This is a genomic window from Thermosynechococcus sp. (genome assembly GCF_046299655.1).
Lineage (GTDB): Bacteria > Cyanobacteriota > Cyanobacteriia > Thermosynechococcales > Thermosynechococcaceae > Thermosynechococcus.
Window position 1 is genome coordinate 63,485 of sequence record NZ_JBKBHZ010000003.1, and the last position, 18,713, is coordinate 82,197.

The 18,713-nt window shown below is 54.0% G+C and carries 17 protein-coding genes; 3 read left to right on the top strand and 14 right to left on the bottom strand.

Translation table 11 applies throughout. From position 1 onward, the window contains the following. Window positions 1–21 precede the first annotated feature (21 nt). Together ACK4HN_RS03195 and hisF are read left to right on the top strand one after the other, a co-directional pair. A complete protein-coding gene (locus ACK4HN_RS03195; RefSeq protein WP_409851017.1) occupies window positions 22–702 on the top strand; it encodes a hypothetical protein in 681 nt (226 codons plus the stop codon). A gap of 15 nt (window positions 703–717) precedes the next feature. Then, entirely contained in the window at window positions 718–1,560 is an 843-nt protein-coding gene (hisF, locus tag ACK4HN_RS03200; protein ID WP_409868692.1) for an imidazole glycerol phosphate synthase subunit HisF, read from the top strand. On the opposite strand, the gene ACK4HN_RS03205 is transcribed toward hisF, so the two are convergent. The 14 genes from ACK4HN_RS03205 to ACK4HN_RS03270 all read right to left on the bottom strand — a co-directional run bounded on the left by ACK4HN_RS03205 (window position 1,535) and on the right by ACK4HN_RS03270 (window position 17,885). Continuing rightward, window positions 1,535–3,973, bottom strand: a complete 2,439-nt coding sequence (locus tag ACK4HN_RS03205) for a phosphoketolase (RefSeq protein WP_409868691.1) — start codon at window positions 3,971–3,973, stop codon at window positions 1,535–1,537. The two genes, hisF and ACK4HN_RS03205, sit on opposite strands and share 26 nt — an antisense overlap. 204 nt (window positions 3,974–4,177) lie before the next feature. Continuing rightward, window positions 4,178–4,975, bottom strand: coding sequence for a TatD family hydrolase (locus ACK4HN_RS03210; protein ID WP_409868690.1), 798 nt, complete (start codon window positions 4,973–4,975; stop codon window positions 4,178–4,180). A gap of 5 nt (window positions 4,976–4,980) precedes the next feature. Then, complete coding sequence (gene rpsT / locus ACK4HN_RS03215; RefSeq protein ID WP_409851026.1) at window positions 4,981–5,277, bottom strand: 30S ribosomal protein S20; 297 nt, start codon at window positions 5,275–5,277, stop codon at window positions 4,981–4,983. A gap of 42 nt (window positions 5,278–5,319) precedes the next feature. After that, a complete protein-coding gene (gene larB / locus ACK4HN_RS03220) occupies window positions 5,320–6,081 on the bottom strand; it encodes a nickel pincer cofactor biosynthesis protein LarB (RefSeq protein WP_409868689.1) in 762 nt (253 codons plus the stop codon). Then, window positions 6,082–7,548: a site-2 protease family protein gene (locus ACK4HN_RS03225; protein ID WP_409868688.1), complete on the bottom strand. Its 1,467-nt coding sequence runs from the start codon at window positions 7,546–7,548 to the stop codon at window positions 6,082–6,084. A gap of 25 nt (window positions 7,549–7,573) precedes the next feature. Beyond that, complete coding sequence (gene htpG / locus ACK4HN_RS03230; RefSeq protein WP_409868687.1) at window positions 7,574–9,502, bottom strand: molecular chaperone HtpG; 1,929 nt, start codon at window positions 9,500–9,502, stop codon at window positions 7,574–7,576. Between the two features lie 37 nt (window positions 9,503–9,539). Continuing rightward, the gene (hemW, locus tag ACK4HN_RS03235) at window positions 9,540–10,739 is read right to left on the bottom strand and encodes a radical SAM family heme chaperone HemW (protein WP_409868686.1); all 1,200 of its coding nucleotides are present in this window, start codon (window positions 10,737–10,739) and stop codon (window positions 9,540–9,542) included. Between the two features lie 7 nt (window positions 10,740–10,746). Then, window positions 10,747–11,553, bottom strand: coding sequence for a hypothetical protein (locus ACK4HN_RS03240; RefSeq protein ID WP_409868685.1), 807 nt, complete (start codon window positions 11,551–11,553; stop codon window positions 10,747–10,749). 97 nt (window positions 11,554–11,650) lie between these two features. Next, entirely contained in the window at window positions 11,651–12,733 is a 1,083-nt protein-coding gene (gene psbA, locus ACK4HN_RS03245) for a photosystem II q(b) protein (RefSeq protein ID WP_409868684.1), read from the bottom strand. Between the two features lie 322 nt (window positions 12,734–13,055). Further along, on the bottom strand, window positions 13,056–14,597 hold the full coding sequence (locus ACK4HN_RS03250) for a GldG family protein (RefSeq protein WP_409868683.1): 1,542 nt from the start codon (window positions 14,595–14,597) through the stop codon (window positions 13,056–13,058). Window positions 14,598–14,609: 12 nt separating this feature from the next. Further along, window positions 14,610–15,437, bottom strand: a complete 828-nt coding sequence (locus tag ACK4HN_RS03255) for an ABC transporter permease (RefSeq protein WP_409868682.1) — start codon at window positions 15,435–15,437, stop codon at window positions 14,610–14,612. Beyond that, window positions 15,430–16,401 (bottom strand): ABC transporter ATP-binding protein, encoded by a 972-nt coding sequence (locus ACK4HN_RS03260; RefSeq protein ID WP_409868681.1) that lies wholly within the window; start codon window positions 16,399–16,401, stop codon window positions 15,430–15,432. The genes ACK4HN_RS03255 and ACK4HN_RS03260 overlap by 8 nt, the downstream gene beginning before the upstream one ends. An 80-nt stretch (window positions 16,402–16,481) precedes the next feature. Continuing rightward, a complete protein-coding gene (locus ACK4HN_RS03265) occupies window positions 16,482–17,231 on the bottom strand; it encodes an MBL fold metallo-hydrolase (protein WP_409868680.1) in 750 nt (249 codons plus the stop codon). Between the two features lie 51 nt (window positions 17,232–17,282). Continuing rightward, window positions 17,283–17,885: an anthranilate synthase component II gene (locus ACK4HN_RS03270; RefSeq protein WP_409868679.1), complete on the bottom strand. Its 603-nt coding sequence runs from the start codon at window positions 17,883–17,885 to the stop codon at window positions 17,283–17,285. A 64-nt stretch (window positions 17,886–17,949) separates the two neighbouring features. On the opposite strand from ACK4HN_RS03270, the gene ACK4HN_RS03275 reads away from it, so the two are divergent. Next, on the top strand, window positions 17,950–18,699 hold the full coding sequence (locus ACK4HN_RS03275) for an HAD family hydrolase (protein ID WP_409868678.1): 750 nt from the start codon (window positions 17,950–17,952) through the stop codon (window positions 18,697–18,699). The last annotated feature ends 14 nt before the right edge of the window (window positions 18,700–18,713 follow it).

Genomic DNA, 18,713 nt, shown 5'->3' on the forward strand with positions numbered 1-18,713 from the left:
AGAATTCCGATAACCTAAAAGATGTTTCTGTACTGCGGCTTCATGAAGCGATCGCGCTCCCGTCCCCAAGTCCAAGCCCCTAGTCAAAATCTGGACTCATTCCTCGATGTCCTCACCAATACGGTGGGGGTGATGATCTTTGTCTGCCTCTTTGCTAGCTTGACAGCAGCGGTGTCTCCTGCCCTTGTGCGTACCCCCATTGCCCGCGAAACCCGCAAGCAGGTGTATTTCTTTGAGTGCCGTGAAAATCGCGCCCTGCCCCTTGAGAAGGATCAAGCCAGTGAGGCCATTGAGGAGTACCTGCAGCGCATTACAGAGAATCCCTTTGCAGATGCGCGTCAAATTCAGCAACAACTAGAATCCTTTCGCTACCGCACACGCTACTACGATGTGCGCCTTAATCTGGTGGTGCGTGAGGGGGAAATAGTCCTGCAAACCCTCTTTGAACCTCGCGATCGCAGCGGTGGCGAATCCTTTAGCACGCTGGAAAAACCCAGCTCCAACTTTCGTCGTACCATTGATCGCCTCTCCCCCAGCCGCTATTCCCTTGTTTTTTTCGTACGTCCCGATAGCTTTGACTGTTTTCGGGCTGCGCGCGCCATTGCTTGGCGCAGTGGCTTTGATGTTGGTTGGGAACCGATGGCGGATGGTCGCACCATTATCTTTGTCAGTGGCGGTGGTCGCCGTGTCACTGTGCAGTAGTCCCAAGGAGGCCAAATGCTTGCTAAACGAATTTTGCCCTGTCTGGATGTGAAGGCGGGTCGCGTCGTCAAGGGCGTGAACTTTGTCAACCTGCGCGATGCCGGCGACCCGGTCGAACTTGCCCAAGCCTACAATGCCGCGGGTGCCGATGAACTGGTGTTTCTCGATATTACAGCCACCCATGAAGAGCGCAACATCATTATTGATGTCGTCTATCGCACAGCGGATCAGGTGTTTATTCCCCTAACGGTGGGGGGTGGCATTCAGTCCCTGACGATGATCAAAGACCTGCTAAGAGCGGGGGCGGATAAGGTAAGTCTCAACTCGGCGGCGGTGCGCCAGCCGGATTTGGTGAATCAGGCCAGCGATCGCTTTGGTGCCCAGTGTATTGTTGTTGCCATTGATGCGCGGCGCGACCCCCACTGTGATCCCAACCACCCCCGTTGGCAAGTCTATGTGCGCGGTGGACGCGAAGCCACGGGTCTAGACGCCGTTGAATGGGCAGTGGAAATGGCTAAACGCGGCGCGGGTGAACTGCTGGTGACCAGTATGGATGCCGACGGCACACAGGCGGGCTACGACCTCGAATTGACGCGGGCGATCGCTGAGCGGGTGGAGATTCCTGTGATTGCCTCCGGAGGGGCGGGCACCTGTGAGCATATTCGCGCTGCCCTTGTGGAAGGAAAAGCAGAGGCGGCACTCTTAGCGTCGCTGCTGCACTATGGCCAACTGACGATCGCCCAGATCAAGGACTATCTGCAGCAGCACCAAGTGCCCGTGCGCCAAGAGGAACCCCTCCCTCGATCAGCGGCGAGAGGGGCAGAGGATCAAGCTAGAACGGCCAAGTCCAGTGGCTAAACTCCGGCTTGTCCACACCGTACTCGTAGGCGTAGTTGCGGGCTGCAATTTGCATGTTGCGGAATTTCTCCTTGGCATGGGCACCCGCCACTTGGAGCTGAGGCAGCCGATCAATGGCATCAATGGCGAGACTAAAGCGGTCAATCTCATTGTTGATCGCCAGCTCTAGGGGAGTGTTAATGCTGCCCTTTTCTTTGTAGCCGCGCACGTGGAGATTACGGTGATTGTGGCGGCGGTACGCAAGACGGTGGATCAACCACGGATAGCCATGGAAGTTAAAGATAATCGGGCGATCGAGGGTAAAGAGACTATCAAAGTCGCGATCGCTGAGGCCGTGGGGGTGTTCCGTTTCCGGTTGCAGCTTAAAGAGATCCACCACATTGATATAGCGAATCTTCAGCTCTGGAAACTCCTGCCGCAACAAGGCGATCGCCGCCAAGGCCTCTTGGGTGGGAATATCTCCTGCACTGGCCATCACGAGGTCAGGTTCACAGCCTTGATCATTACTGGCCCAGTCCCAAATGCCTAACCCCTTCGTGCAGTGGACAATCGCTTGATCCATCGTCATGTACTGCAAGTGCAACTGCTTGTCAGAAACAATCACATTCACATAGTTTTTGCTCCGCAGGCAGTGATCTGCCACCGACAGCAGGGAGTTGACATCGGGGGGCAGGTAAATCCGCGTCACCTTCGCACTCTTGTTGCAGACAATGTCCAAAAAGCCCGGATCTTGGTGGGTGAAGCCATTGTGATCCTGCCGCCACACCGTTGACGTGATGAGCAGATTCAACGAAGCAATGTCCGCCCGCCACGGGAGTTCATTGCAGATGCTTAACCATTTAGCGTGTTGGTTAAACATCGAGTCAATCACATGGACAAAGGACTCGTAGGTGGAGAAGAACCCATGGCGACCCGTCAGCAGGTAGCCCTCCAGCATCCCCTCCATGGTGTGCTCGCTGAGCATTTCAATGACACGACCATTGGGGGATAATTCACCGCCATCGGCATCCTCCTCAAAATATTCGGCAATCCAGAATTTCTTACTAACCTCATAAATGGCATTGAGTTTATTGGAGGTATTTTCATCCGGGCCAAAGACGCGGAAATTGGTCATGTTATTGCGCATCACATCCCGCAGGAAGACGCCAAGGGGACGGGTATTTTCCACCTCAATTTGCGCTGGTTTCTCAAAGGTAATGCCATACTGGCGAAAGTCCGGCATTTTCAAATCCTTGCGCAATAGTCCACCGTTGGCGTGGGGATTCATGCCCATGCGGTAGTTGCCGGTTGGCGCCAAGGCCTTGAGTTCAGGACGCAATGTGCCATGCTCATCAAAGAGTTCCTCAGGACGGTAACTGCGCAGCCAATTTTCGAGGAGCTTGAGGTTTTCGGGGTTAGTGTGGACATCGGCTAGGGGCACCTGGTGCGATCGCCAGAAGCCTTCCACTTTGTGGCCATTCACTTCCGCTGGCCCTGTCCAACCCTTGGGGGTACGCAGCACAATCATCGGCCAACGGGGTAAGGAGGTGACACCCTCTTCACGGGCAGCCCGTTGAATCTCCTTAATTCTAGTTACGCAGTAGTCAAGGGTGGCGGCCATGGCTTGGTGCATTGAGGGGCGATCGCTCCCCTCCACAAAGCAGGGTTCATACCCTAGACCCCGGAAATAGCTCTCCAAATCTTGATGGGGGATTCGTGCCAGAATGGTTGGGTTGTTAATCTTGTAGCCATTCAAGTGGAGAATCGGTAAGACTGCCCCATCCCGCGCTGGGTTGAGGAACTTGTTGATATGCCATGAGGTGGCCAAAGGCCCCGTTTCTGCTTCGCCATCGCCAACCACTGCTGCCACAATTAAATCGGGATTATCAAAGGCAGCACCACAGGCATGGGAAAGGACATAGCCCAGTTCTCCCCCTTCGTGAATGGAGCCGGGGGTTTCGGGGGTGCAGTGGCTACCAATGCCAGCGGGGAAGGAGAACTGCTTGAAGAATTTTTTGAGGCCGTGAAGGTCTTCCGTAATGTTGGGGTAAATCTCGGTATAACTCCCCTCAAGGTAAACGGGTGCCAAGACTCCCGGCGCCCCATGGCCAGGCCCAGCGAGGAAAATCATCTCCTGTTGGTACTTTTTAATAATGCGATTGAGGTGAAGGTAGCAAAAGGCCAAGCCCGGACTCGATCCCCAGTGACCAAGGAGGCGTTTTTTGATGTGCTCAGGCTTGAGGGGTTCTCTGAGTAGGGGGTTATCCAGCAAATAGATCATGCCCACAGCCAGATAGTTACAGGCACGGAAGAAGGCATCCATGGCCTCAACTTCACTCTCACTCAAGGGCTGTCCTTGAATTGTGGCGCGAGCAGGACCAAAAGCATGAATATCCTCAGTGAGTTCGGTGGGACGGAGAGGAGAGCTAACCATAAGTATCCTCGTTGAGTCAGCATGAGTGTCCAGAAAATCAACCAAGATCAATCGATCAAGGTGCCAACGGCGTTGATAAAGAGTCCACGAATTGCCTACTTACTAATCAGGACACATCCTAAGATGCTGAAACGGGTAGGCTCCTAAATGCGCTAGATTTTTTAACGTTGACTCGATTCAAGAAATGCCGCAGTTCCTGAGGATTTATGGGGTAAGTTCGGCGGGCAGCGGCAAACGAAAAAGATGGCAGGCGTTGAGAGTCGTCTGTTGTTCTAATTCCAAAAGATCACACTGTCGCAGACGAGCGATGGCTTCAGCCACAAAGCGGACATAGCTAGGTTCGTTGCGTTTTTCGCCCCGTTTGGGCACAGGGGCAAGGAAGGGGCAGTCGGTTTCCAATAGCAGGCGATCGCTGGGAACCATTTGTGCCGAGGCATGGATCTGTTTAGCGTTCTTAAAGGTGACGGTGCCGCTAAAGCTAATGAAAAGGCCAAGGTCGAGGAACCACTCGGTTTCTTCGGGGGTACCGCCCCAGCAGTGCATCACCCCTTGCACCCGCCCGCGATCGCGAACAAACTGTTGCAGTAAATCTCGTGCAGCAGCCGCTGCCTCCCGACAGTGGATAATTACTGGCAGATTCAAGGTGTGGGCTACCTCCAACTGTGCCCAAAAGGCCACCTCCTGTTCTTCGCGGTTCGTGGCTTTGTAAAAATCTAAACCCGTTTCGCCAATGGCCACCACCTTAGGATCACTGGCGGCAAGGCTGGCAATTTTGTCCTTGAGATCTGGCTGCCACTGTTCCGTATCCAAGGGATGGAGACCCACTGCCATAAAGAGTTCGGGAAACTGCCCAGCAAGGCGCTCAATAGTGGGAAATTCACTGGGTTCAACGCAGGAATGAACGAGCCGCACAACTCCCGCCGATCGCCAGCGCTCAGCCACTGCCTCCAGATCGGGCGTGTACTCTGGAAAGTTGAGATGGACGTGGGTATCCACCAACATGGGGATTAGGCAGCGGGTTGCAGCATTTTGTTCAGGATACGGGCTAGACGGGCTTTACGCCGTGCACCGGTGTTGCGATGGAGAACGCCGCGCTTTACGGCTTTGTCAATTTTGCTATAGGCCAAGTTCATTCTGTGGTGCACTTCTGCTAGCTTTTCTGGGGTTGGCTCAGCACCATACTCACTCACGGCATTCAAGAAGTTTTTAATCAGCGTGCGCACTGCCGAGCGATAGGCTTTGTTGCGCAGACGGTTGCGCTCAGCAATTTGGGCGCGTTTAGCGGCAGATTTGATGTTAGCCACAGGTCACCTGATAATCAATCACACGTTAAGAACAAATAACCATTATAACCGTTGGCTGAGGGATCGCAAGATCTTGGCCGCCAGCATTGCCGCCCCAAAGCCATTGTCAATATTGACGACACCAATGCCGGGGGCACAGGAGTTGAGCATTGTTAGTAGCGCTGCTAAACCACCAAAGTTTGCCCCATAGCCAATACTGGTGGGCACCGCAATCACCGGTACTGAGACGAGTCCCGCCACTACGCTAGGAAGTGCCCCCTCCATACCGGCAACCACAATGAGCACGGCCATCTCCTCTAGGCGATCGCGCACACTCAGCAACCGATGAATGCCAGCCACCCCCACATCCCAAAACCGCTCAACGCCAAATCCTGCAAGCTGTAACGTCACTGCCGCTTCTTCGGCCACAGGTAAATCCGCTGTACCGGCACAGACCAAGCCCACCTGAAGCGGAAACTGCGGCGGCAAAATAGGGGCTGTGCTACAAATCCGTGCCTTTTCAAAATAGTACAGTCCACCGACGCGCGATCGCACCACCTCAAACACCTCTGGAGAAATGCGTGTGGCCATCACACAGGGATAGTGGGGACGCATCCGCTCCAGAATTTCAGCAATTTGCTGCGGGGTTTTGCCGAGACCCCAAATCACCTCTGGAAAGCCAGTGCGCTGCTGCCGCTGGTGATCAATCCGCGCAAAATCACCAACGGGTTCGTAGGCAAGGTGTTGCAGTTGGCGATAGGCAGTCTCTACACTTAGTTGCCCTTGGGCGATCGCCGTCAAAATTTGCCGCAGTGAATCGGGCATTTAGCCTCCAATTCCCAACCGACCGGCTAGCCCTGGTGCCATGGGGATCAAGGTGGCCGCCATCAAGAACAAGAGCAGCAGACCAAGACCGGCACGGGTGTCATCGGGTTCGGTAATCTCATCCAGGCTGGGCTGATCCACATCCCGCTGCAATAGTAGGATCACCAACGCCCAATACAAGGCCAAGGGGTTGACGATCGCCACCAAGCCCAAGACCACAAGGGTAATAATCGTCAGTCGCCTCGCAGTTTTGGTGCCGTAAATGGCTTGAATAATGCGTCCGCCATCCAGTTGCCCTGCTGGCATCAAGTTCAAGGCAGTCATGATCAAGCCCAGCCAGCCTAGAATGACAAAGGGATGCACCATCACCACTTCGCTTTGCAACTGCGCCCCCAAAAAGAGTTTGGCGATCGTCCCCACCAAAATCGAGCCTTGGAAAAAGAGGGTCGGCACCTCTAAACCCTGACTCGTAGGCGAGAGAACAAGGCCAATGCCCAATAGGAGTAGAGAAACACCCCCCGCAGCGATCGCCCCCGCTGCCCCAATGTCAAAGAGCTGACTGCGATTGGCTAGGAAGGATTCAAGGCGGGTCACAGCGCCAAAGGTTCCCAACTGCCACGCCGGCAAAAAGATGGGTGGCCCCAAGCGTGCCTGATAGCGTTTGGCCATTAGCCAGTGACCGACTTCCCGTATAGCGGCAATGCCAAAGAGACCCACGGCAAAGGGGAGCGATCGCTGGAAGAGGCCAGTGGTTGGATTCCCCAGTAAGCTAAACCCCTGCAGAATAGCACTGGTCTCGAGACAGGTGCCAAGGGTGGCCACCGCCAAGAACACCGCTGCCAGCTTTTGAAGATTGCCAGAGCGAATGGGTTCGGTGGTCATCGGCAAAATCACCACCATTGGCTTGCCCTCACTGTTGGGTACCATAAAGAGGCGATAGCGATCGGGCAGGGCGGCTTGGAGGCGCTCGCTAAGCTGCTGATGCACTACTTTGGCTTCCCCCCGCAGGTTCCCTGGGCAAATCACGCCCCCCTTATAGGGAATGTATTCGGTGGCGAAGTAGGTATCCACGCTAAAGATACTTTGAATCGCTTGCAGGTCTTCAGCAGGGAGGCTGGGGCGTTCGGCAGGCTGGGCTGGGGTTGTCTGTTCTGTGGTGGCTTGCTCCAGTTCCGAACGGCCAGAGGGGGCAGAGGGTAGGGGCAGTTCGGCGGTAGCTGCCAGCGATCGCAACCAACGGCCAAGGGCAATATAGGCCACAATCGAGAACACTAGACCAAAAAGCACGGCAGCAAAATTAATCCCAATCCCAAAGCTAAGGCTGCCAAACACCACGAGCCAAGGGAGCATCAGGACAAGGGTTTGCAGCCAAGCCACAATCCCCAGCTTGCCGTAGGGCAGGTTACGATACAGTCCCCACGCCAGGAGGGCGATCGCTCCCGCCAATAGGCCTACCGTAATCATCATGCGTTACCTCCCGCCTCTGCAAACGTTAGCGCGTGGCCATGGTTGTCAGTTGGGTCAGGACTTGACTGGCCCGCTCTGTGAACTGCTGCATGCCATTGGCGTCAAAGCCCCGCTGCGACATTAAGGCCAAATCGTAGATATACTGACACAGCTTTTCGACCAAGGCCGCGGTTTCTGAGGTGCCGCTGGTCTGAATGATGGTGCCTTGGTTCAACTTAAGCAGATTCTCCACCAGCGGATGGGCAGTATTGACAACGAGGATATGCTCCTCTGGCAACTGGGCATTGAGTTGCTGCTGCATCATTGCCATCATCTCCTGCATCCGCCGACTGGTTTCCGGCAAGAGAATCATAGCCGGCGGGGCATCGGCCTTGAGGGCTTCGGTGCGAATCGTGAGCTTGGGTTTTTTGAGCACGGATTCAAAGAGGGATTTGATCTGCTCGCTGCGGGTCTTCTGGGTGGTGGGATCTACCAGTTCAGTCTCTTTGCTTTTGTCAATGAGCGTCTCATCCAGTTCTGCATCCACCCGTAGGAACTTGACATCGCTGTAATTCTGCTCCAGCCAGGGCACAAAGTGGGTGTCAATGAAGCTGTCCATAAAGAGGACTTCAATGCCTTGGCTTTTCAGCAATTGCACGTAGGTGGCTTGGTTTACCTCATCGGTGCAGTAATAGACACGATTGCCTTGGCGTGCTTTGTTGCGCTCAAGGTACTCCTTGAGGGTGGTGTAGGTTTTGCCATCCACGCAAATGCCCCCTTCACTGGCCCAGGGATCCCCCTGCTCCTTGGGCGTTAACTCAGCAGTGGTGCGGTAGATGAGAATGTCCTCCACTTGTTTTTTGAACTTCTCATCATTGATGGAGCCAAATTTGACGAAAGTGCCCAGGTCTTGCCAAGAGCGGACATAGGCAGCAGGGTCTTCGCGGTAGAGTTCTTTAAGGCGATCGCCCACCTTTTTGGCAATGTAGTCCGCAATTTTGCGCACCGTGCGATCGTTTTGTAGGAAACTGCGCGACACATTGAGGGGAATGTCGCTACTGTCAATGACACCCCGCAGCGGCAGCAAAAAGCGCGGAATAATCTCTTCACAGTTATCGCTGACAAAGACCTGATTGCAGTAGAGCTTAATTTGCCCCTTGGTGACATCAATATCGGGGCGCAGCTTTGGAAAATAGAGAATCCCATTCACCACAAAGGGATAGTCGGTATTGAGGTGTACCCACAGCAGGGGGTCTTCTTGGAAGGGATAGAGATAGCGATAAAACTCTAGATAGTCCTCTTTGCTGAGGCTATTGGGGGCACTCTTCCAAGGGGCAAATTGCTTATTGATTTGCTCGCCATTGAGCTTGATGGGCACAGGCAAGAAGTCGCAATACTTGCGAACCAGTTCGCGGATGCGCCCCGGCTCTAGATACTCCAATTCACTGTCTTGGAGCGTCAGGGTGACTGTAGTGCCCACACTGGTGCGCTGGCCATCCGAGAGGGTAAATTCGGTGGAGCCATCACAGGTCCAATGCACGGGAACAGCCCCCTCGCGGTAGGAGAGGGTATCAATTTCCACCCGATCGGCCACCATAAAGGCGGAGTAAAACCCCAACCCGAAGTGGCCAATAATGGCGTTTTCCCCTTCCCCTTTGTATTTTTGAACAAATTCCTCAGCACTAGAAAAAGCTACTTGGGTAATGTATTTTTTGACCTCCTCGGCGGTCATGCCAATGCCGTTGTCAGCGATCGCTAGCTTTTTGTTTTCTTTGTCAATCGTGATCGTCACTTCTGGGTGATCCACATCGCCGCTATATTCCCCAGAACGTGCCACCATCCGCAGTTTTTGGATAGCATCCACGGCGTTGGAGACCAGTTCCCGCAGGAAAATCTCATGATCGGAGTAGAGCCACTTTTTAATAATTGGAAAAATATTCTCAGTGTGGATTGAAATGGTTCCCTGTTCCAACATGATGCTTCCCGTGAGTGTATTCTTGGTCAGACAACCTCTAGTGTATCGGTAGGGGTTGCCCTTCCTGTTGGTGGAAAACCGATCCCTCCAAGGCCTCCCAAAGGGTGACAATGACGTGATTAGCCACGAGAAATCCTTCTGGCTGTGTCAAGTGCAGGCGATCGCCGGTCAAACAAAGCCTCTCTGGGGAAACTTTTGCCGCTGCTGCTTGTAGTGCTTCAACCCAAGACCTAGGAAATTCAGCCGCTAAAGCAGTGAAAGAGAGGCCATCTTTGAGGCGCAAGCCCAGCATCAGGGTTTCCAACCAGCGATCCCACAGGGAATCGGGATTCACTTGGTTTAGACCGGCGGGTAGGGTTTGCAGCCATTGATAGTATTCACGGCGGGTACGCGGACGGCTGAAACGGCGATGCCCTAGATAACTGGTGGCCCCCATGCCAAAGCCATAGTAGGGTTGATTGCGCCAATAGACTTGATTGTGACGACAGGCAAATCCTCCTAGCGCATAGTTGGAAATTTCGTAGTGCTCATAGCCCGCTGCGGTTAACATGTCGTGAGCAAGGCGATAGGCAGCGGCGGCTTGCTCTTGGGTAGGGAGAGGGGCGGCTTCCGGTTGATAGCGTTTGCTGAAGACGGTTTTTGGCTCAATGATCAGGTCATAGATCGAGAGATGGGGTGGGTTGAGGGCGATCGCTCGCTCTAGGGCAAATTGCCAGTCCGCTAAGGATTGTTGCGGTAAGCCTGAAATGAGGTCCATGCTCCAATTTTCTACCCCCGCCCTATCAATCATTGCAACTGCCCCCTCAACATCAGCGACATTGTGACTACGGCCACAGACCCGCAATAGCTCATCGTCAAAGGCTTGTACACCTAAGCTGACGCGATTCACCCCTACTTTGAGATAGCCCTGCAATTGTTCTCGGTCAAATGTTCCCGGATCCATTTCCATGGAAATTTCTGCTCCTAAGGCAATCCCGATCTGGCGATCGAGGACTTCCAGCAGTTGGCCAATGTATTGAGGCAGGACTAGAGACGGTGTTCCTCCCCCAAAAAAGATCGTTTGGAGCGGGAGCGGCTCAGCAGGGGTTTGGGCAATTTCTTGACACAGCGCAGCCACATACTCTTGGATGAGCGATTCTCTCAGTGTCGGAGATTCCCCCACCACCGTAATCGGAAAGTCACAGTAGAAGCAGCGGCGCCGACAAAAGGGCAGATGAATATATGCGGCTGTCGTCATTGTTTTCTTAGCGAGTTTCGGGTGAAATCTGGTCACGAAGCTGACCCTTAGCAACCAATAGCTCCCATGAGCGCAAAACAGCGACCAAATCAGAGGCAAGGCGGTATTCATTGGCTTCAGCAAAGCGTACCGTTGCAGTGGGGGTAGAGACGAGATAAATAGGCAGCGGTTGCTCTAGGGGAGTGGGTACAAAATCAAAGCCATTGAAGCGGTTAAACCGGCGATCGCTCAACAGTTGATTAAATTGACTGACTTGAGCAGGTGTCACTGTGCGCAGCGTACGGCTGAGGGTTTCACCGCGAGCATTGGTGGTTTGCTGCACAATCCGACCATCGTTATAAAGCAGTGTCGTTGTCCTTGAGGGTGGACGGTTGCCAGAGGCATCACTTTGGCGAATCACGCGAAAACTCACGCCCTCAGGAAGAGGGGGCGGCAACTCCTCTGGACTTAGGCGTTGGGGGCGCTGAATCAGGGTGCCAATCATCCGACTGCCAGCGGCATCCCAAAGAATCAGGGAACCACTTTGATTGCTGCGATAAACCCACTGTTGGGGATAGGGAGCATTGGGATTCGTCAGGGTAATTTCCCAACCGGGGGTCAAGCGCTCGGCACAATCAACCCGCAATCCCCCCAAGCCCAAACAGCCATCAGACCACACCTTAGGCTGAACTTGAACCACGCTAATTTGCTCTGGTTCCTCACCAAACTGCTGGGCAGCGATCGCAATCGCCCGCCCAATGATCTGCGGCGCTGGTGTTGCAGCTTGAACCACAAGGGGCGCTGCCACCGCCAAGAGGGATGTCCAACCATTCATTAATACAGTCTCTAGCCTTCGACCATCATAAAAAAAGACCGCCCCCGATAAAGAGGCGGTTCCCTTAACCAAACGCTAGTTAGAGTTGCTCTGGAAATTAGCCGTTGATGCTAGGAGCAATCATCGCCACAGGGGCAGACTCAGCGCTCGCCAAGTCAAGGGGGAAGTTGTGAGCATTGCGCTCGTGCATCACTTCCATCCCCAAGTTGGCACGGTTGATGATGTCTGCCCAAGTGTTGATCACATTGCCTTGAGCATCCACAACGGAGTGGTTGAAGTTGAAGCCATTGAGGTTGAAGGCCATGGTGCTGATACCCAGAGCGGTAAACCAGATGCCCACCACTGGCCAAGCAGCGAGGAAGAAGTGCAGTGAGCGGCTGTTGTTGAAGCTGGCGTATTGGAAGATCAAGCGACCAAAGTAACCGTGGGCAGCCACGATGTTGTAGGTTTCTTCCTCTTGACCGAATTTGTAACCGTAGTTTTGAGACTCGGTTTCAGTGGTTTCACGGATCAAGCTGGAGGTCACCAGCGAACCGTGCATGGCGGAGAACAGAGCGCCACCGAAGACACCTGCCACACCCAATTGGTGGAAGGGGTGCATGAGGATGTTGTGCTCCGCTTGGAACACAAGCATGAAGTTGAAGGTACCAGAGATACCAAGGGGCATCCCATCAGAGAAGCTGCCTTGACCAATGGGGTAGATCAAGAACACAGCGGTAGCGGCAGCCACAGGAGCGGAGTAGGCCACGCAGATCCAAGGCCGCATGCCGAGGCGGTAGCTAAGTTCCCACTCACGACCCATGTAGCAGAAGACACCGATCAGGAAGTGGAAGATGATCAGTTGGTAAGGGCCACCATTGTAGAGCCACTCATCAAGGGAAGCAGCTTCCCAAATGGGGTAGAAGTGCAAGCCAATGGCGTTGCTGGAGGGAACAACCGCACCGGTGATGATGTTGTTGCCATAGAGCAAGGAGCCAGCGACAGGCTCACGGATGCCATCGATGTCCACAGGGGGAGCAGCGATGAAAGCAATCACGAAGCAGATGGTAGCAGCGAGCAGAGTGGGGATCATCAACACGCCGAACCAGCCCACATAGAGGCGGTTGTTGGTGCTGGTAACCCAGCTACAAAATTGCTCCCACAGGTTCAGTTGCTCGCGACGTTGTAAAACAGTCGTCATAGTGATAAGTCCTGTTGAACAAGATGAATGAATGTTACAAACCGTTTACAGTTCCAGAGCGAGTCCCTGAGAGGCTTCAGGAGCACCCGCTGGCGTTGTGCAACGGAATGTAACCCTATATTAATCAATCTCTCAGGAAAATGTAAAGGGTTATGTCTGAATTTTATATTCTGTTAATGATTTCTCAGGGATCAGGGGCAGCGTCGCGCGATCGCTAGCTGGGGATGCAAGCAATGGGCAAGGTCAACAGATAACTGGTTAAGGTCGCGATTGTAATCAAGGGCAGCATCCCCGTATGGGAAATCACCCTCATGGGAAAGAATTAGCGGCGTCGCCACCACACAAAAACGGCTGAGCCAAACCCCACAAGGGGCAACAGAAAGACACTGATAATCTCTAGCCAACGACTGGTGGTGACATTGAGTTGAAGGCGGCGATTGGTGGTTTCGCGCGGACGAATCGAGAGTGCCTTTTGGTCGCGATCGCCCAACCAGAGCACGGAATTGACAAAGAGGTCACTATTAATCCCTTGGTAAGCAATCACGCCATCGGTGGCAAATTCCGAATCCCCAAAGACCACCAAGCGGGCTTCCTTCGGTGGGTTATCACTCGATTGACGGGTAATGGCCACGCCAATCGGCAGCGGGCCTTTGGTATCTACGCCTGCGGTGAATTCCAGGTTGCCCGCCTGCCAGTCGGTTTCCGCCCAAGTTTGCGGGCCGGAGAGGGCAATCTCCACAATGTCATCATCCTTCACAGGATCAATGCGAATGGCTTGCGCGCGGGGAAAGACACTGGGACCTTGGGCAAAACGTTGAGTAATGGGGTGATTGCCATAGGTGGTAACAATAATCGTGTCGGGACCGAGTCCCACCTGCTGACCCACACCAGAGCCATCAATGACCCAGCGATTATCGAGGGTGAGTCCCCAGTTTTTCAGTAAATCATCAAGACCCGCGTTGACATCGACATCGAGCATCAGCAAAAGACTACCACCGCGATTGAGGTACTCCTTGAGAAGATCCTGCTCAAGACGCAAAAAAGGCTGCCGAGGGCCAGCGACAACAATGACATTGGCATCCTCAGGAATTTTCCCCTTCTCCAGCAAATTCAGAGGCAAGAGTTCTACATCCCGCTGTTCCAAGAGTTTAGCGACCTCACTGAGGCTGGCCGCCCCACCCGTGAGGGGAAGTTCATTATGCCCCGTGGTGAAATAGGCACGGATCGTGCGATCGCTAGTGACGCGAATCAGGGCAGGGGTAAGGTTACTTTCGGATAGCTCCTCATCAATGCGCTGCGTTTTCTCACCCGCGACAACAATGACTTGCCCGGCTTGGGTCACGTTGTACTTTTTGGCAAGGGCGGGTTGCTCTTGGGGGTCAATGAACTCAAAGGAAAACTGGCCATTGGCCTGACGGCGGTATTGCTCCAACAGCAGGCGATCGCGACTAGCTGCATTGGCATCAAACACAAAGACCCGCACGGACTGATCGAGATTTTGCAGGACATCGCGGGTTTCTGCCGCTAGGGTAAAGGCACGGTTTTCGGTGAGATCGACTTCAACACTGTAGCGATCCGCAAGAAAGTTGACAATGCCCAATAGGGCAATTACGGCAATCACCGTCAAGAGGGCATTGGTACTTGTTTGCGTGGAACGGCGTCCCCAAAAGCCACTAGACACCCGACTTTGCTGGATCAGCCACAGCAGCAGAGCAATCCCCCCCAGGGATAAAAGACTCAAGGGGAGCCAATTCCAGCGCTGCGTGACAAAGCCAGCACTCAAGCCAGCAATGATGAAAAGTGGCGCCGCCCACAGCAATACCATGGTCAATCGTTCGGGTGAGCCTAGGGCAAAGCGTTTCATGACCGATACCCCCTAATTGCGCTGGTAACGAAAGGCATCAATGGACTGTGCCGTGAGAAAGATGCCCAAGAAAATATAACTGCCAAAGACCACAAGACTGCTGGTGCGGAAAATTCCCCGTGTCAAGTTGGTAAAGTGCTCTAGGGGTGAGAGGTAGGTGAGAATATCACTGAGATTCCCGCCAGTATTTTTGGCCAAAACATCCAGCACCCAAAGAATCAGCAACACAGCAAACCCCAAAATGGCCGCTAAGATGGTGCTATCGGTCAAGGAGGAGAGAAACATCCCAAGGGAGAGCACCGCAGCCGCCAAAAGAATCAATCCGCCATTGCCCGCCAGAATCAGCCAAGGGGAGAGGGGGGGCGTACTCTGTTGGAGTGCGACAAACTGATAGACAATCACGGGTAGCAGGAGCGTGGTATAGAAGGTGAGCACTGCCAGAAGTTTACCTGTCGCTACACACCAGTTGGTAATCGGCGAGGTGGCCAGCAGTTCAAGGGTGCCACGTTTGCGCTCCTCAGTGTAAAGTCCCATTGAGAGCATCGGCAGAATGACTTGGGAAATGGAACCCAAGAGCCCAAGGAAGCTTTCGAGAATCAGCTTGGGCACATCAACGGCTTGGCTCGGCGCTCCAAACTGCTGTTGCAGCAAATCCTGCTGAGCCACTTGGCTAATAATCGTCGTCATCACAACGAGGAAAAACAGGCCGCTGAGCAGCCAGAACACTCCAGCAATCACGTAGTAGAAGGGGGCAGTAAAGTAACTCTGGAGTTCGCGGCGATAGATAGCAAGGATATTGGCAAAGATGACACGCAGCCCATGGAGAGAAATGCTAGACATCGGCTTCTTCGAGTTCATTGCTGGGTTCTGCGGTGGGTTCATCGGTCGTTAGCTTCAAGAACACCTCCTCTAGGTTGGCACGGGAGCGGCGCATTTCAAAGAGTTGCACCCCATTTTGGACAAGGAGACTGGCGAGATCCGCACCAATTTCTGCTGGGCTACTCACCCGCAGCTGCTGTCGTCCTTGGGGAGGGCTATTATCCCATGTGATCTGTTGCAGATTGGAAAGGCGTTGTAACAAGGATTCAATCTGGGGGCGATTGCCCACAAGTTCGAGGTCATAGGTGTAGCTACCACTGAGGCGTTGCAGCAGCTCATCCAGTTGGCCAATCCCCGCCACTTCGCCTTTATTGATAATCACGGCGCGATCGCAGGTCATGCTCACTTCCGCCAAAATATGGGTAGAAAGAATCACGGTATGCTGTCCCGCTAAGTCTTTAATTAGCTTGCGCACCTCAATAATTTGGCGCGGATCAAGACCCACCGTGGGTTCATCCAAAATAATGGCGGGCGGATCGTGGACGATCGCTTGGGCAATGCCCACTCGCTGCCGGTAGCCCTTTGAAAGTTTGCGAATAATTGTCCGTTGCTGCTCCCAAAGGCCACAGCTTTTGAGGGCATATTCCACCCGCTGGGGGCGATCGCCCGCACTGACACCCTTGATGCGAGCCACAAAGTGCAAATAACCCGCCACCGTCATTTCCGTATAGAGGGGAGGATTTTCTGGCAGATAGCCAATGCGCTGCCGCACCGCCATCGGATCCGTGTGGACTTCATAGCCTGCAATAGAGGCCGTGCCGCTCGTTGCCGGTAGATACCCCGCCAAAATCCGCATTGTGGTGGTTTTGCCTGCGCCATTGGGGCCGAGGAGACCGAGAATCTCACCACTAGCGGCTGAAAAGCTGACATCCCGCAGCGCGACAGTTGTACCGTAAACCTTGGTCAGGTGTTCGACCTGAATCATGGTGTTGCCTCAACTCGCTACTTGTTTTACGGGAAACAATGACTGACAATATAGCCGTTTTTATATAGCCGTTTTTCTGATCAAATACTGAGAACCTGAATAGTGGTATTCTGCGGCAAATTGGCTGCCGATAGACTGAGGGACGCACCACCACTGCGGCGAACGGGAGTTCCCTCCATTACCTTCAAAAAGTCCTCTAGCCCCGTCAGATCGCAATTGTTGGGGTCAGCCGCCGCTGTCCGATAGTGGGAAGGAATGACCAAACGCGGTTGCAGAACTTCAATGGCCGCCTTGGCCTCCTCAGCCCTATAGGCCTTATCACTCCCCCCCACTGGCACGATCATCACATCCGGCCGTCCCATGAGAATGCGTTGCTCAATGGTGATGGGCATGGCAATACCGCCCATGTGCAAGAGATTGATGCCCCCCTGCTGCCAGCGCCAAACCACGTTGATGCCAAAGCGAAAGCCACCAATGCGATCATGACTGGTGCGGATGCCTTGAATACTCAGACCATTGACTTTATAGGAACCCGGTTGAAAAAGCAGTTTAGGCCGACCGGGTAAGCCTTCGATGTAGCCCTCATCCAAGAGGCGACTGCTAATCATGACAATATCAGCAGTGACCCGGGGAGGCCGCAATCCTTTGGTGCAACCAATGGGACGGAAAGGATTCACCAAGACCCGCTGACCACTACCGCTAAAGAGAAAGCAGGTGTGACCCAACCACTGAAGTGAAAGACCCGCCCCTTGAGCTTGGGCTGCCCAGTGTCCCCCAAGGCTGGCGATCGCCCCAACTTGAGCCAAGCGCAAGAACTGCCGCCGTTCCATGTTTTCTCCCCACACTCCTATTCCAGCTCAGTGTACCGAAAAGTGGCTGGCTCACAACGATGGACTGGATAGCCGTCGTAAAAAGTTCCGTAGCAGGTCTTTGCCGCAGGTGGTAAGAATACTCTCCGGATGGAATTGCACCCCTTCCAGCGTCGGGTATTGGCGGTGGCGCACCCCCATAATCAGACCATCCTCTGTCCAAGCCGTAATTTCCAATACATCGGGGCAACTGTTACGGTCAATCACCAAGCTGTGGTAGCGGGTTGCGGTAAAGGGTTGGGGCAAATTTTGGAACACCCCCACACCCCTGTGGTAAATTTCTGAGGTTTTGCCGTGCATGAGGGTGGGTGCTCGCGTTATCGTGCCCCCAAACACTTCGCCAATGGCTTGATGTCCCAAACAAACCCCTAGGATGGGCAGTTGTCCTGCGTAGGTACGGATCAGGGCTTCAGAAATTCCAGCGTCCGCAGGGCGACCCGGGCCAGGGGAAATGACGACACCCGCCGGGGCAAGGGCAGCGATCTCATCGAGGGTGATCTTGTCGTTGCGAAAGACCCGCAGATCCGCAGCAATTGGGAACTCCTGCGCTAACTCCCCTAAGTATTGGACAAGGTTGTACGTGAAGCTGTCGTAGTTATCAATAACAATAATCAAGGCAGACGTGTCCTCATTACTGTTCCTCTAATGTGTTTTGATTCTACTGCCTGAGGGTTTGGCTATGGTGCGGCTAGGGTGTCGGGGGCGGGCTTTTGGCCCTGTGAGAGCGGTGATCTTTGATAAGGATGGCACACTCGCAGACGTTGCCCATTACCTGAGGTGGGTGGCGATCGCCCGCGCTGACCACATTGCCGCTGACTTCCCCGATCTCAAGGAACCGCTACTTCAAGCCTTTGGTGTGAGAGGCAACCATCTTGATCCAACTGGCTTGCAAGCGGTGGGGACACGGCAGGAAAACCTAATTGCCGCTGCTGCCTTTGTGGCGACACAGGGAATTCCTTGGATTGCTGCCCTAGAGCGGGCGAATGCCGCCTTTGCTGCCGCAGACCGAGAATTTACTGCCAAAGCAGAGCTGACACCGCCCCTAGCGGGGGTCATGGAATTAGTAGAGCAACTCCATAGGGCGGGATGTGCATTGGCGATTATCTCTAGCGATCGCACATCGGAAATCGAGGCTTTTTTAGATACCTATCAGCTAAAGCCCTTTTTCCAACTTTGGCAGGGGGGAGATGAGCCACCCACGAAACCCGATCCGCAGGTATTCCTGAGGGTGTGCGATCGCCTTGGGGTGCACCCCAATCAAGCCGTGGTCATTGGTGATGCCGATAGTGATGGCCTCATGGCACAGCGCGGGGGTGCAGCAGGCAGCATTGGGGTTACGTGGGGTTGGCCTTTGCCACCAGCGTTAAATTATTGTGATTGCCTCCTGACCTCTCCTTGGGAGATGGAGATCACGGCTGATGCAAGCTGATTAGCCGCCGCAGC